Consider the following 12,770-nt stretch of genomic DNA (forward strand, 5'->3'; position numbering starts at 1 on the left):
GGCGGCGCCGCCGGCCGCGTGGGCGGCCCGGCCCGGGGCCGGGCCGAAGAGGTAGTCGTAGACCTTGCGCGAGATGGGACCGGCGATCTCGCCGCCGTGGCCGCCGTGCTCGACCAGGCAGACCACCACGTAGGTCTTGCCGTCCTTCTTGCCCCAACTGGCCAGCCAGGCGTGGTCGCGCTGCTCGTAGGGCATGGCGCTGGCCTTGCGGCGAACATCGGCGTTGATGAGCTTGACCACCTGGGCCGTGCCGGACTTGGCCCCGAGCGTCGCGTCGGAGCGCAGGATCGCCTTGCCCGTGCCGGATTCGACCGTGGTCACCATGGCGTCGACGATGAACTGCCGGTCCCCGTCTTTGAGGGGCAGCGTGCCGTCCACTTGCGGGGCCTCGGTCTCCACGAGCTCGGGCTTCATGAGCTTGCCGCCGTTGAGCAGGGCCGAGACGTAGCGGGCCACCTGCAGGGGCGAGGTGAGCACGTAGCCCTGGCCGATGGAGGCGATGACGGTCTCGCCCTTGGACCAGGCCGCGCCGAAGCGCTTGCGCTTCCATTCCTTGGACGGGATGAGCCCGGCCTTCTCGTGGGGCAGGTCGATGCCGGTGCGCGCGCCGAAGCCGCTGGCCGTGGCGTACTCGTAGAGCCGGTCGATGCCCATGCGGTCGCCGAGCTTGTAGAAATAGATGTCGCAGGAGTGGACGAGCGCCCCGCGCAGGTCCAGGGCCCCGTGCCCGCCCTTCTTCCAGTCGTGGAAGTCCCGGTTGCCCACCTTGTAGACGCCGGGGCAGGACACCACGTCGCCGGGGCGCACGAAGCCCTGGCTCAGGCCCGCGGCGGCCATGAGGAGCTTGAAGACCGACCCGGGCGGGTACACGCCCTGGGTCACCCGGTTCTGGATGGGATGGCGCGGGTTGTCGCGCAGCTCCTTCCACTTGTCGGCCGGCACGCCGAGCACGAACATGTTGTTGTCGTAGCTCGGCTCGCTGACCATGGCCAATATCTTGCCCGTGTAGGGCTCCATGACCACGATGGCCCCGGCCTGGCCCTCCATCAGGCGCGAGCACTCGCGCTGGAGGTTCACGTCGATGGCCAGGCGCACGTCGGTGCCGGCCTGGGGCGGCTCCAGGATATTCTCGTTGTGCTGGCGGCCGAAGGCGTCCACCTCGACCTGCTTGCGGCCCTTGGCCCCGCGCAGCTCGTCCTCCAGGGCGTATTCCAGGCCCTGCTTGCCCACGGAATCGCCGAGCGACAGCTCGGGCTTCTTCTCCAGCTCCTCCTCGTTGGCCTCGGCCACGTAGCCGAGCACGTGGGCCATGAGGGGGCCGGTCGGGTAGGAGCGCTTCTGGCGCACCACGATCTCCAGGCCCGGGTAGAGCATGGCGTTGGCCTCGATGCGGGCCAGGGACTCGTAGGGCAGGTCGGTGATGAGGGTGAGCGGCTCGAAGGGCTTGACCCGCTTGCGGCCGCGTCGGAACGTCTCCAGGAGCTGGGCCTTGTCCACGCCGGTCCATTCCGAGACCTTGGCCAGGGTGGCGTCCACGTCGGCGCAGTCCTCGCGCACCAGGCCCAGGGCGAAGGAGGGCTCGGACACGGCCAGGGGCACGCCGTTTCTGTCCACGATGCGGCCCCGGGCGGAGTTGATGCGCACCTGGCGCAGCTGGTTGTCCCGGGCCATTTCGGCGAACCGGGCCCCCTTGTGGACCTGCAGGTACCACAGGCGCAGGGTGAACAGGCAGAAAAGCCCGAGCACCAGGGCCTGGAGCAGGATCAGTCCCGAACGGGGGGCGTGTTGCTGGGGAGTTTCGGTTTCAAGCCGCATCGGCGCTGTCCGGCAGGTGATGGTGGATGAGATAGACAAGACCCCATTCGACGGGGAAAATCAAGGCTTGCAAGGCGCTCTCCGTCAGCAGCCGTTCGACCGGCACGGTCTGGTCCTGGAGCAGGACCATGACGCCGATGAGCAGGAAATGCATGGCGCCGAGGCTTCCCCCCAGGATGAACACGAACAGGAAGTTGCGGGCCTCGAACAGCCAGTGGCCGAAGAAATAGAGCCCGGCCAGGGCGCCGTACCACAGGATGCTCGACCCGAAAGGCAGGCTGCCCGCGCCTTCCTGCAGAAAAAGCCATACGAGGCCGAGCCACACCGGCACGGTCCACTTCTCTTCCTGCATGGCCAGGATAAGACCCGGGGCCAGGAAGTCCACCCCCGGCACGAGGCTTTGGAGCCACAGGCCGCTCAGGGTGAAAAAGACCCAGAAGACGATGCGGGCCGGTCTCATTGTCCCTCGGCGCGAGGATGCTTGCGGCTTTTTTTCCGATCCGCGTCGGCGGGAGGCGCCTCCCGCTTCGGCGCGGGCGCGACGGCCTCGCGCTTGGGCTGGGCCGGCGCGGGCTGCACGGCGTGGGCGGCGGGCGCGGGCGCGGCCGTCCGCTCGGGCGGGGCCATGGCGGCCGGGGTCTTGGGAAACTTGCCGGGCTTGCCCGGGGCGCTGGCCGGGTCGGGCGCGCCGTCCGCGCCGGGCTGGGGCAACGGCACGGGTTCCCCCTTGAAAAGCAGGGCCGCCTCCTCCATGCGCAACGAGCCGAAAAGCGGCGCGGCGCGGATGACCTGGAACAGCGACGAGCCCGAACGGCCGACGGAGGTCACCCGGGCCACGGGCAGGCCCTTGGGGAAGATCTCCTCAAGCCCGGAGGTCACGAGGATCTCGCCCTCCTCCACGGGCACGCCTTGCGGCACGTACTGGAGGGACAGCTCGCGATCGGGCCCCTCGCCCTTGAGGATGCCCTGGGCGCGGTTTTTCTGGGAGATCACGGGAATGCGGCTGTTGGGGTCGGTGATGAGCAGGACCGTGGCGGCGCTCGGCGAATAACGCAGCACCCGGCCGACCACGCCCTCGGGAGAGACCACCGGTGTGTTGGTGGACACGCCCGAGGCGCTGCCCTTGTCGATGACGAAGGTCTCCAGGGCGGCGTTGGGGCCCAGCCGATGGGAAATGACGCGCGTCCCCTGGCGCTTCCATTCCTCCGGGGGGGCGATGGCGAGCAGCCGGCGCAGGCGCTCCACTTCCGAGGCGTTCTCGCGAAGCCTGGAGAGCTCGTCTTTCGCGGCGGCAAGCTCCTGGCGCAGCACGTCGTTCTGCTCCCGGATGCCCACGAAATACAGATAGCGGTTCCAAAACGACGACGTCTGCTCGCGGACCCATTTCCCCGGAGCCAGGGCCCACCTGGCGAATTCCAGCCCGGTATGGCTCGCCAGCGTGTCGACGTAGCCTGTCCGGATGTTCCAGGTGAAAAGGCCGAGATAAAGGAAAAGGACGACGAGCAGGCCTATCGCGATCCGCTGGGGGGACGGTTTAATCTATCGTGACCTCCTTCAGCACGTCCAGGTTGTCCAGGGCCCGGCCGGACCCGAGGACAACCGTCGACAGGGGGTCCTCGACGACGGTGATGGGCAGCGAGGTTTCCTCGCGAAGGAGCTGGTCGAGCCCGCGCAAAAGCGCGCCGCCCCCTGTGAGCACGATGCCCCGGTCCACGATGTCCGCGGCCAGTTCCGGGGGGGTCTGCTCCAGGGCGATGCGCACCGCCTGCACGATGCTTTCCACCTGCTCGGAAATGGATTTCTGCACTTCCTCGGCGCTGATGGTGATGTTCTGGGGAATGCCCGTGACGAGGTCGCGGCCCTTGACCTCCATTTCGCCCTGGCTGGTCGAATGGTGGGCCGAGCCGACCTGGATCTTGATCTGCTCCGCCGTGGATTCGCCGATGAGCATGTTGTACTTGCGCTTGACGTACTGCATGATGGCTTCGTCCATCTTGTCGCCGCCCACGCGCACGGACTTGGAGTAGACCACGCCGGACAGGGAGATGACGGCCACTTCGGTCGTGCCGCCGCCGATGTCCACCACCATGTTGGAGGTGGGTTCGGTGATGGGCAGGTTGGCCCCGATGGCGGCGGCCATGGGCTCCTCGATGAGGTAGACCTCGCGCGCGCCGGCGCTCTGGGCCGATTCCTTGACGGCACGCTTTTCCACCTGCGTGATGCCCGTGGGCACGCAGATGATGATGCGCGGACGCACCAGACGCCGGGAGTTGTGCACCTTGGAAATGAAGTGGCGCAGCATGGCCTCGGTGACCTCGAAGTCGGCGATGACGCCGTCCTTCATGGGCCGGATGGCCACGATGTTGCCCGGAGTGCGCCCGAGCATCCGTTTGGCCTCCAGGCCCACGGAAAGCACCTTGTTGCCGCCCCGGGGATCCTTTTTCACCGCAACGACCGACGGTTCGGACAGGACGATGCCCTTGCCCTTGACGAACACCAGCGTGTTCGCCGTCCCCAAGTCGATGGCCAGATCGTTGGAGAAAAGGCCCAAAATCCTATCCAAAATCCTGGACATATCGCCTCGCTTGCCGCAAAGTCGGCCAACTTGATCTCGCAAACGCGTTGTGTTTGCCGATTCGCTCCGCATTGTCAACGGTTGATTTTCCACTCCGCCGCGACGCCATGAACGCGCCCTACCTGACCCTCGCCACGGCCTTCCGGACGCTGTTCGGCCGCCGGGCGAAAAAAATTCCCCTGGACGCGGGAAGCGCCTGCCCCAATCGCGACGGCACCTTGTCGCGGGGCGGATGCGTGTTCTGCAACGCGGCGGGATCGGGAACGGGGTTGTACCATAAAGGCTTCGGCCTGCGGGCGCAATGGGACCGTCTGACCCCGCCCGCCCGGGCGCGCGGCGAGGCCCTCGTGGCCTATCTCCAATCCTTTTCCAATACTTACGGTCCTCTCGACCGCCTAGCCGGGCTTATCGGCGAACTCGCCGCCCTGCCGGACGTGGCCGGCATTTGCCTGGGCACCCGTCCCGACTGCCTGGACGCGGAAAAAATCGACATGCTGGCCGGCGCGCCCGTGGACCACGTCCGCCTGGAAATGGGGCTGCAATCGGCCCGGGACGACACGCTCTCGCGCATCAACCGGGGCCACGACGCCGCCGCCCTGGCCCGGACGACCAGAGCCGCCGCCGCGGCCGGCCTTTCCGTCACGGTCCACCTCATGGCCGGCCTGCCCGGAGAGACGATGGACGATTTTCTCGCCAGCGTCGATTTCATAAACGCCCTGCCCGTGTCCGGGGTCAAGTTCCACAACACCCTGGTCCTGGCCGGCGCGCCCCTGGCCGCGCTCCACGCCGCCGGCGGCTACGTTCCCATGGACCGCGCGGACTACGTGGCGGCGGTGTGCGAAGGCCTCGCCCGGCTGCGGCCGGACATCGCCGTGGAGCGCATAAACGCCGACCCGGCCCCGGGCGAACTCGTCGCTCCGGACTGGGCCGCCGACAAGCAGGGCCTTTTGCGCGACATCCGCGACGCCCTCGAACGCGGCGGCATCCGCCAAGGCTGCCGACGGGAACCCGGCGAGGCCGCCCCGTGACCGGGACGCGGCCCGCCCCGCCTCTGGCGCGCCGGGGCGAAGTCGCGTAGGCTCGATCCGCCCGGACGATCCGGCCCTGGCGCAAGCCGCAACGGAGGCCGACATGAGCGCAACCACCGAAACCTGTCTGGCCGGCCCGCTGGCCCTGACGCTCCACTGGCGTAACGGCGCGGTGGAGAACATGTCCCTGTCCTGGTCCCAGGGAAAGAGCCTTTCCCTGGTCACGGAGACCGGCGAGGCGGTGCAGGCGGCGCTCGAACGCTACGTGGCCGGCGAAGAGCCGGACTGGCCCGACCTGCCCTGGAATTTCGGCGGGCTGTCGGATTTCGCCCGCAAGGTGCTGTCCGAGCTGGCCCGGGTGCCCCGGGGGCAGATGGTCAGCTACGGCTGGCTGGCGGCCAAGGCGGGCCGGCCCAAGGCGGCCCGGGCCGTGGGCCGGATCATGGCCAGCAACCCCTTTCCGCTGCTCATCCCCTGCCACCGGGTGGTGGGGGCCAGCGGCGCGATGGTCGGCTTCGGCCCGGGACTCGAAATGAAGCGCTACCTGCTTACGCGCGAAGGCGCGCCGGCGAAAGCCCTGCGAAAGGATTGAGACGACGATGTTTACCGGACTGGTGATGGGAATCGGCCGCATTCTGGAGGCGAAGGCGCGCGGCGGGGAAACCCGTTTCCGCATCCGCGCCCTTTTCGAGCTGCAAGACATCGTCCTTGGCGAATCCATCGCCATAAACGGGGCCTGCCTGACCGTGGAGACGGCGGGGAAAAACGAATTCACGGCCTACGCCTCGGCCGAGACCCTGTCCAAGACCGGGCTGGGGGCGCTTAAACCCGGCGACGAGGCCAACCTGGAGCGCGCCCTGGCCCTGGGCGACCGCCTCGGCGGGCATCTGGTCGCCGGCCACGTGGACTGCCAGGCCGTGATCGAATCCGCCGTGCCCGACGGCCAGTCCACACGCTTTCGCCTGACCTATCCCGAGGAATTTTCCATCTACGTCGTGCCCAAGGGCTCGGTGGCCCTGGACGGCGTGAGCCTGACCGTCAACGACTGCGGCGAGAGCTTTCTCACGGTCAACATCATCCCCTCGACCATGGGGGCGACCACGGTGGCGTCCTGGAAGCCGGGACGCACCGTCAACATGGAAACGGACATGCTCGGCAAGTACGTGCTGCGCATGCTCGGCCCCTGGCGCGCCGCCGGCCAGGCCAAGCCCCCGACCCTCACCGAATCCTTCCTGCGCGAAAACGGCTTCTAGTGTTGCGTCCCTGAAAAAATACGATAGTATTTTTTCAGAAAAATAGTGCAACTAAAGCATGTTGCCCGACGAATGCGCATGCACGCATTTCGCGGCCGCGACACTTGCCCCTTTCGGGGAGGGTCCGGGAGGGGGTCCCCCCTCCCGGCCGCCGGAGGCATTCCTCCCTCCCGCTCCCTAAGCCCGCCCGTCCACCAGCCAGTTGGTGCGCTCCAGGTCCGCCGCCGTGCGCCGCGCGGCCACGCGCGAGAGGTGGGCCGTCTCGGGCGTGAGAAAGCTCGCGGTCCCGGCCGCGCGGATGTCCGCCGCCGCGCGCTTCCAGGCCGGCAGCAGGCTTTGCGGCGTGGCGACGAGCGTGTGCCCGCTCCTGTCGGCATCGGTGTAAAAGGCGTGCCAGAAGGCGTCCGAGGACACCCACAGGAGATCCGCCTTGCGCGTCCTGCCGAAGCCCAGGGCGGAAAGCCCGTCCCAGTTCGCCGCCACGGGCGCGCCGAGGCTTTGGGCCAGGGACGGGGAAAAGGCGTCGGCGTTGCCGAGCAGATACTTGCGCAGGTCGTTGTAGGTTTCGACCACCGCGTCGAGGCGGCCGGACACGGCGTCCATGGACCGGGTGACCACCAGGGGCAGCGCGCCGCCGGTCTCGGACCGGGCCTCCAGGGACACCCGGCCGGACTGCAGGGAATAGGCGTCGTTTTCCGAGGCCATGGCCTTCCCGTTGACCGTGATCTGCCCGTCCTGCCCGGGCAGGCCGACGTTCATGCCGAGGCTTTCGAGCAGCCCCGAGGGGCCGTCGGTCAGGGTCATGGACTCGCCCAGGCGGCGGTCGAGCAGCACCAGCGAGGCCGTGAGCTCCCGCGTCGGCAGGCGCTGGCCGGCCACGGCGTAGGACGGCGCGCTTCGCTCCGTGCTGGCCGCGCCCACCCGGCCCGTGGTCAGGGCGACCTCGCTTCGCACCTTGCCGAGCACGTCCCTGGCCGTGTCGCCCGAGGCCACGGGCACGGACACGACCTGCCCGGTGTAGGCCGTGGTCAGGCCCAGGGCGGCCAGGAGCCCGCCGGACCCGTCGGTCAGCTTCAGGGTCTGCCCGGCGAATTCCCCGGTGGTCGTGGCCGTGAGCTCCTTGCCGGCCACGGTCCCGCCGCCGGCCGTGGGCAGGGTCACGGCGCGCACGTCGGCCGACACGCCCGGCAGGGACAGGCTCGGCGCGCTCACGAGCTCCACGGACTGCCCTCCCGCCGACCAGACCGAGACCGGCCGGCCGCTCAATTGCCCGGCCACGGCCGACAGCACGTCGCCCCAGGTCCAGCCGGCCTTGACCGTGACGGAAAGCGTCTGCGTCGCGTCGCCGACGCTCGCCGTGAACGTGTACTTGCCCGGGGCCAGGAGCGTGGCCGCGTCCGGGTCCAGGGCCTTGGACACGTAGGACGTTTGCGGCGTCCCTGTGCCCGTGGCCACGGAGAACCGGTGCAGGCCCACGGCCAGGTCCGTGGCCGCGCCCGGGTCGTAGAGCCCGGAATGGACGTAGGCCGGCTGGGCCAGGCGGTCCACGGACGCCTCGTACACGGCCGGCGAGGCCGGCGAGGCCACGTTGGGAGCGGCGGTCAGGCCGAGCTGCTCGACGAGGTCGCCCTTGGCGTCGGCGATGACCACGTCCTGGGCGCTGCGCAGCCGGTTGACGGAAAGAGCCAGCAGGGTGCCCGTGGCGGCCAGGGACGGGTCCAGGCTGAAGGGCGTCTGCTGGCGGGTGATGGCGGCCCGCAGGCTCAGCTCCCGCGAGCCGTTGACCGCGTCGGCCACCTTGGAAAGCACCGTGCGCCAGGTGTCGTTGGCGTCGACATGCACGGCGAAATCCTCGGCGACCCCGCCCTGGCGCACCGTGAAGCGGTAGTCGCCGGCGTCCACGCCCGAGGCGGCGATGCCGCTTTTGCCCTTGGTGAAGAACTTGCTCGGATTGACCGCCTGCCCGGCGTCCACCGTGGCGATGTCGAGCCGGCCGGTCAGGCCGGGAGCGGTGGTGACGAGCCGGGCCCTAAAAAGCGTTGAGGCGTCTGTGGGCCAGGAGAACCGGGCCAGGGCCTTCTCGAACCGGGCCAGACGCGCGTCGAGCCCGCCGGTCAGGACGTCGAGGCCGGTCCCGTCGCCGGCCGTCGCGGCGTCGTCGTCCGTGGCGAAACGGCGCGGGCGCGCCGTGGCCGCAGCCTCGGCGACGGGTTCACCCTTGGCCAGCCGCAGGCTGGTGAAGTAGATGTCGCTTACGCCCACGGCCGTCGTCCCCGTATTCCACGGCGACAAGGCAAAGCCCGCTCGCCGGCGCGGTCGCCGGGGCAAGCCCTCTTCTCCCCGACGTCAATACGGATCGGATGTCCTCGGACGAAACTTTACCCGCGCCCACGGCCACCAGCGCCCCGGTCAGGTTGCGCACCATCTGCTTGAGGAATCCCTCGGCCCGGAATTCCCAGACCATCTCCCCGGCCGTGTCCGGGGGCAGGCGCGTGACGGCGCGCACCAGGCGTTCGGTGCCAGACACATGGGAGCCGGCGTTCTGGAAGGCGGCGAAGTCGTGATAGCCCGTAAACAGGGCGGCGCAGGCGTCCATGGCCGCCGTGTCGAGGCGCGCGGCCACGCGCCCCACGTTCCAGACGTAGGGCCGCCGCCAGGGCAGGATGAAGGCGGGCTCGGTCCAGAGCGTGTAGCGGTAGACCTTGCCCGTGGCCGAGAATCTGGCGTGGAAGTCGTCCGGGACCGCCGCGGCGGCCGTCACGGTCATGTCGCGCGGAAGGACGGCGTTGAGCGCCCGCTGCCAGGGCAGCCCGGCCCGGTCCTCGGGCACGTCGCAGTGGGCCACCTGGGCCAGGGCGTGGACGCCGGAATCGGTGCGCCCGGCCCCGTGGACCCGCACGGAAGCGCCGGAGAGCTTCCCCAGGGCCTCCTCCAGGCAACCCTGGACCGTGCGGCCGCCTCCCGGGGCTTGCAGCTGCCAGCCGGCGAAGTGCGTGCCGTCGTAGGCGATGGTCAGGCGAAGGCGCGGCATCCGCGCCTTCTATCCGCCCGGCCGCCCCGGCGCAACCGGCCCGGCTACATGCCGTCCGGGCCCATGGGACCGTCCATGGCCGGCAGTTGCAGCTTGGTGAGCATTTCCGTGAGCCCGGCCGCCTTCTTGGCTTCCATGTTGTTGAGGATGTCGCCGGCCTGGCGTCCGCGCATGCCCGCCAGAATTTTGACTGCGATGCCGTTGTCCAGGGTCTCCAGGACCTTGGCCGCCTGCTTGGCGTTCATGTTGGAGTAGACGTCGATCAGGTGCTTGAGCTTCTGGTCCTTCACGCCCTTGGCCTCCTCCAGCATGCCCTTGATGCTGGACTCCATCTCCTTGAGCTTGGCCACACGGGTGTTGAGGTCTGATTCCAAGGATTTGAGCGCCTGCTCGCGCTGGTCGAGCTCATCCTGGCGCTTGAGCAGGGCCTGGGCATCGGGCGTGGCCGCAGCCGGGGCGGCCTTGGCCGGGGCGGGCGTCTGGGCCGGGGCGGCCTGCTGGGCCATGGCCGGGACCGCGCCGGAAAAGACCACGGGCAGGGTCACGGCGGACGCGCCCGGGGACGCGGGGGCGGCCGGAGCCACCTGGGCCACGGGGCGCGCCGGCGGGTCGGGCAAAAGCATGTCCAGGCCCATGAAGGCCAGGATGCCGAGCTTCACGGCGGCGATCATGACGAACACGCCCAGCACCTTGGTGGCGCGGGGCGCGATGCGCCCGCCAAGGCGGTCGAGCATCGCCAGCGTTTTCGAAAACAGGCTAGACCACGGGCGGCTGATAGCGGACCGAAGCCATTTCATCGTTTTCGTTTTGTTCCGCGATGTTCTGTTCGATGGCATGGCGGGCCGCCTTCTTGGTTTTGAGTTTGTCGAGGAGCTTTCTGTCCTTGGACCGGGCCACGGCCGCCTCGCGGCAGCGCTCGCGGGCTTCCTCCAGCTCCTTGAGCCGGACCCGCGCCTGGGCGATGTCCTGGACGAGGCGTTCCCGGTAGGCCCGCCACAGCCAGAAATCGCCCGGCGTGGGGTCCTTTTTCTGGGCCATGGAGGCTTCGCGGGCGGCCAGTTCATTGACGAGCCGCGCCACCTCGCGTTCCTGGTTCCGGCAGGCGGCGATGGCCTTGCCGAGCTCCATCCTGGCCCGCTCTTCGAGCTGGGTCCGGATGTCCAGGATGCGTTCAAGATTGAAACGAAACGGCTTGGTCATGCCCGCGGCCTCTCCCCCGTGCGCCGGTTTTCCGTCGGTCGGGGAACGAACAGCAAATCCCGGGCCAGCCCGGCTACACCAGACAGCCGGCCAGCAGGGCGGCCAGCTCGCAACCGACGATGGCCGCGCCCAGGAAATCGCCGTTGACGCCGCCGTTGCGCCGGGCCAGGCGGGCGAGTTTCCATACGACGATCCCGCCGATGGCGAAGCCGGCAAGCGTCACCGCCGGCCCGGCCCAACAAAGGCCGAGCGCCAGGGCCACGCCGCAGGCGATGGCCGTGTTGGCCGCCGTGGCCCCGGGCAGGCACAAGGACCCGAGCCCGGGCCGGGCCAGATCGCGGCAGACGCGCATGAGCACCACCGCCCCGGCCCGGCCGAGCACCGGCGCGAAAGCCAGCGTCCAGACCCGGTCGGCGGCGAGCAGCTCCGCCCCCAGGCAAAACGCCCCGCCCATGGCCGCCACCAGCGCCATGCCGCCGAACGCGCCGATGCGGCTGTCCTTCATGATGGCGAAAAAGCGGTCGCCGGTGGTGAAGCTGCCCCAGGCGTCGGCCACGTCGGCGAAACCGTCGCAGTGCAGGCCACGCGTGAGCCAGACGTTGGCCAAGCCGTAATAAAACCCCCCGGCCAACGGATGGCTGGCGAAAAGCCCCAGGGCCAGGGGCGCGGCGAGCAAGAGCCCAAGCGTCGCCCCGACCACGGGAAAAAGCGGCACGCAAGCCGCCATGTCCGGATCGCGAACCGCCGGCCCAAGGCGCGTCAGAAAGCCGAGCGAGGCAAGATAATTACGAAAAATCAATCTCCGTCTCCCCTTGCGGCCAGGCCAGCGTCACGGCGTCACGCACGCCAAGCCCGAGCCGCGCCGCCGCCGATCCGCTGTCCACCGCCAGTTCCAGATAGCCCTGGCTCCCGGCCAGAAGCCCCACCTCGCCCGACCGAATGCCGGCGTAGGTCCGCGCCGGCGAAAGCCGCACGGCAACGGGCGCGGCCAGGGCCACGCCCCGGGGCACGCGCCCGAATCGCCCGATGTCCAGATTGAGGATGCAGTTGCCGAACCGGTCCACGGACAACACCCGCGCCGCCACAGTCCCCTCGCCCCGCACCGGTTCGAGGCCCCCCAACAGCACCGGCTCCGCGTCGCCCAGGACCGTGGCCACGTCGCGCGGCTCCTCGCCCATGGCCAGCCTCGCGGCCAAAGGCGCGAACACGTCGCGGCCGTGGAACGTGGCGCTCGCCGGCACCAAGCGCGGCGTGGCGTCAAGGATGCGACAGCCCTCCGAGCGGCCGAACGTCAGCGTCAAAAGGCCGTTGTCCGGAGCCAGCACCAGCCGCGAGGCCGTCTCGACCAGAAGCACGCGTCGGTCCGTGCCCACGCCCGGATCCACCACGGCGCACGCCACCGAACCCGGCGGCAGCCAGGGCAACGTCGCGGCCAGGAAGAACCCGGCCTGCCAGACGTCCCCGGGCCGCACCTCGTGGCTGACGTCGAGCAGCGGCACGCCCGGCGCGGCGGCCATGAGCACGGCTCGCATCTGGGCCACGTACGGGTCCGCTTGGCCAAAGTCCGTGAGGAGCGCGATGAGGGGCGCGGTGGGCGTGGATGGAGGGGTGGAGAGGGGTGGGAACGGAGGTATGGGCATGGAGAAGATGCCTCCGGCGGCCGGGGGGGATGATCCCCCCCGGGCCCCCCCGACGGGACGGGCGGAGAGGCGGGAGGGAACGACAAGCGGCGCTTCGCCGCATTTCAAGAAAGATTGCCTTCAAGAGGCTTTCAAAAGTAAAATTCCTTCAAACTTCGCCCCGAAGGGGCGACGGCCCTGCGGGGGCGGAATTTGCCCTGCCGAGCCTGCCGCGAAGCGGCGGCAGCG

At 69.5% G+C, this 12,770-nt stretch carries 13 protein-coding genes; 3 read left to right on the plus strand and 10 right to left on the minus strand.

Annotation, left to right across the window (positions count from 1 at the left end):
- The 4 genes from mrdA to Q1K70_RS12045 all read right to left on the minus strand — a co-directional run.
- Positions 1-1,815 (minus strand): penicillin-binding protein 2 (gene mrdA / locus Q1K70_RS12030; protein ID WP_300159770.1); only part of this gene is annotated, 1,815 nt, incomplete at its 3' end.
- Positions 1,805-2,275 carry a hypothetical protein gene (locus Q1K70_RS12035; protein ID WP_300159773.1) on the minus strand — a complete coding sequence of 157 codons (471 nt, stop codon included), beginning with the start codon at positions 2,273-2,275 and terminating at the stop codon, positions 1,805-1,807. The genes Q1K70_RS12035 and mrdA, both read right to left, overlap by 11 nt.
- Positions 2,272-3,276, minus strand: a complete 1,005-nt coding sequence (gene mreC, locus Q1K70_RS12040; RefSeq protein WP_366521697.1) for a rod shape-determining protein MreC — start codon at positions 3,274-3,276, stop codon at positions 2,272-2,274. The genes Q1K70_RS12035 and mreC overlap by 4 nt, the downstream gene beginning before the upstream one ends.
- A gap of 73 nt (positions 3,277-3,349) precedes the next feature.
- Entirely contained in the window at positions 3,350-4,390 is a 1,041-nt protein-coding gene (locus tag Q1K70_RS12045) for a rod shape-determining protein (RefSeq protein ID WP_300159776.1), read from the minus strand.
- A 107-nt stretch (positions 4,391-4,497) separates the two neighbouring features.
- Between Q1K70_RS12045 and Q1K70_RS12050 the strand changes: the two genes are divergently transcribed.
- The 3 genes from Q1K70_RS12050 to Q1K70_RS12060 all read left to right on the plus strand — a co-directional run bounded on the left by Q1K70_RS12050 (position 4,498) and on the right by Q1K70_RS12060 (position 6,671).
- Positions 4,498-5,418: a TIGR01212 family radical SAM protein gene (locus Q1K70_RS12050; RefSeq protein WP_300159778.1), complete on the plus strand. Its 921-nt coding sequence runs from the start codon at positions 4,498-4,500 to the stop codon at positions 5,416-5,418.
- Between the two features lie 103 nt (positions 5,419-5,521).
- Positions 5,522-6,010 carry an MGMT family protein gene (locus Q1K70_RS12055; RefSeq protein ID WP_300159781.1) on the plus strand — a complete coding sequence of 163 codons (489 nt, stop codon included), beginning with the start codon at positions 5,522-5,524 and terminating at the stop codon, positions 6,008-6,010.
- Between the two features lie 7 nt (positions 6,011-6,017).
- The gene (locus Q1K70_RS12060; protein ID WP_300159784.1) at positions 6,018-6,671 is read left to right on the plus strand and encodes a riboflavin synthase; all 654 of its coding nucleotides are present in this window, start codon (positions 6,018-6,020) and stop codon (positions 6,669-6,671) included.
- Between the two features lie 177 nt (positions 6,672-6,848).
- Here Q1K70_RS12060 and Q1K70_RS12065 read toward each other — a convergent pair whose 3' ends face one another.
- The 6 genes from Q1K70_RS12065 to Q1K70_RS12090 form a co-directional block, all read right to left on the minus strand.
- Positions 6,849-8,933 (minus strand): hypothetical protein, encoded by a 2,085-nt coding sequence (locus Q1K70_RS12065; RefSeq protein WP_300159787.1) that lies wholly within the window; start codon positions 8,931-8,933, stop codon positions 6,849-6,851.
- Positions 8,884-9,702: a tRNA pseudouridine(38-40) synthase TruA gene (gene truA, locus Q1K70_RS12070; protein ID WP_300159790.1), complete on the minus strand. Its 819-nt coding sequence runs from the start codon at positions 9,700-9,702 to the stop codon at positions 8,884-8,886. Before truA ends, Q1K70_RS12065 begins: the two co-directional genes overlap by 50 nt.
- Before the next feature lie 44 nt (positions 9,703-9,746).
- Complete coding sequence (locus tag Q1K70_RS12075) at positions 9,747-10,373, minus strand: MotE family protein (protein WP_300159805.1); 627 nt, start codon at positions 10,371-10,373, stop codon at positions 9,747-9,749.
- An 85-nt stretch (positions 10,374-10,458) separates the two neighbouring features.
- The gene (gene fliJ, locus Q1K70_RS12080) at positions 10,459-10,902 is read right to left on the minus strand and encodes a flagellar export protein FliJ (RefSeq protein WP_300159793.1); all 444 of its coding nucleotides are present in this window, start codon (positions 10,900-10,902) and stop codon (positions 10,459-10,461) included.
- A gap of 73 nt (positions 10,903-10,975) precedes the next feature.
- Positions 10,976-11,701: an adenosylcobinamide-GDP ribazoletransferase gene (locus Q1K70_RS12085; RefSeq protein WP_300159796.1), complete on the minus strand. Its 726-nt coding sequence runs from the start codon at positions 11,699-11,701 to the stop codon at positions 10,976-10,978.
- Positions 11,688-12,542 carry an SAM-dependent chlorinase/fluorinase gene (locus Q1K70_RS12090; protein WP_300159799.1) on the minus strand — a complete coding sequence of 285 codons (855 nt, stop codon included), beginning with the start codon at positions 12,540-12,542 and terminating at the stop codon, positions 11,688-11,690. The genes Q1K70_RS12085 and Q1K70_RS12090 overlap by 14 nt, the downstream gene beginning before the upstream one ends.
- Between the last annotated feature and the right edge of the window lie 228 nt (positions 12,543-12,770).

Source organism: Solidesulfovibrio sp., assembly GCF_029978005.1.
In the GTDB taxonomy this organism is placed as follows: Bacteria; Desulfobacterota; Desulfovibrionia; order Desulfovibrionales; family Desulfovibrionaceae; genus Solidesulfovibrio.

Coding starts and splice junctions, on each gene's coding strand:
- Q1K70_RS12035 (WP_300159773.1), bottom strand. CDS start 2,275: ATGAGACCGGCCCGCATCGTCTTCTGGGTCTTTTTCACCCTGAGCGGC.
- Q1K70_RS12060 (WP_300159784.1), top strand. CDS start 6,018: ATGTTTACCGGACTGGTGATGGGAATCGGCCGCATTCTGGAGGCGAAG.
- Q1K70_RS12075 (WP_300159805.1), bottom strand. CDS start 10,373: ATGATCGCCGCCGTGAAGCTCGGCATCCTGGCCTTCATGGGCCTGGAC.
- Q1K70_RS12045 (WP_300159776.1), bottom strand. CDS start 4,390: ATGTCCAGGATTTTGGATAGGATTTTGGGCCTTTTCTCCAACGATCTG.
- truA (WP_300159790.1), bottom strand. CDS start 9,702: ATGCCGCGCCTTCGCCTGACCATCGCCTACGACGGCACGCACTTCGCC.
- Q1K70_RS12055 (WP_300159781.1), top strand. CDS start 5,522: ATGAGCGCAACCACCGAAACCTGTCTGGCCGGCCCGCTGGCCCTGACG.
- fliJ (WP_300159793.1), bottom strand. CDS start 10,902: ATGACCAAGCCGTTTCGTTTCAATCTTGAACGCATCCTGGACATCCGG.
- Q1K70_RS12090 (WP_300159799.1), bottom strand. CDS start 12,542: ATGCCCATACCTCCGTTCCCACCCCTCTCCACCCCTCCATCCACGCCC.
- Q1K70_RS12050 (WP_300159778.1), top strand. CDS start 4,498: ATGAACGCGCCCTACCTGACCCTCGCCACGGCCTTCCGGACGCTGTTC.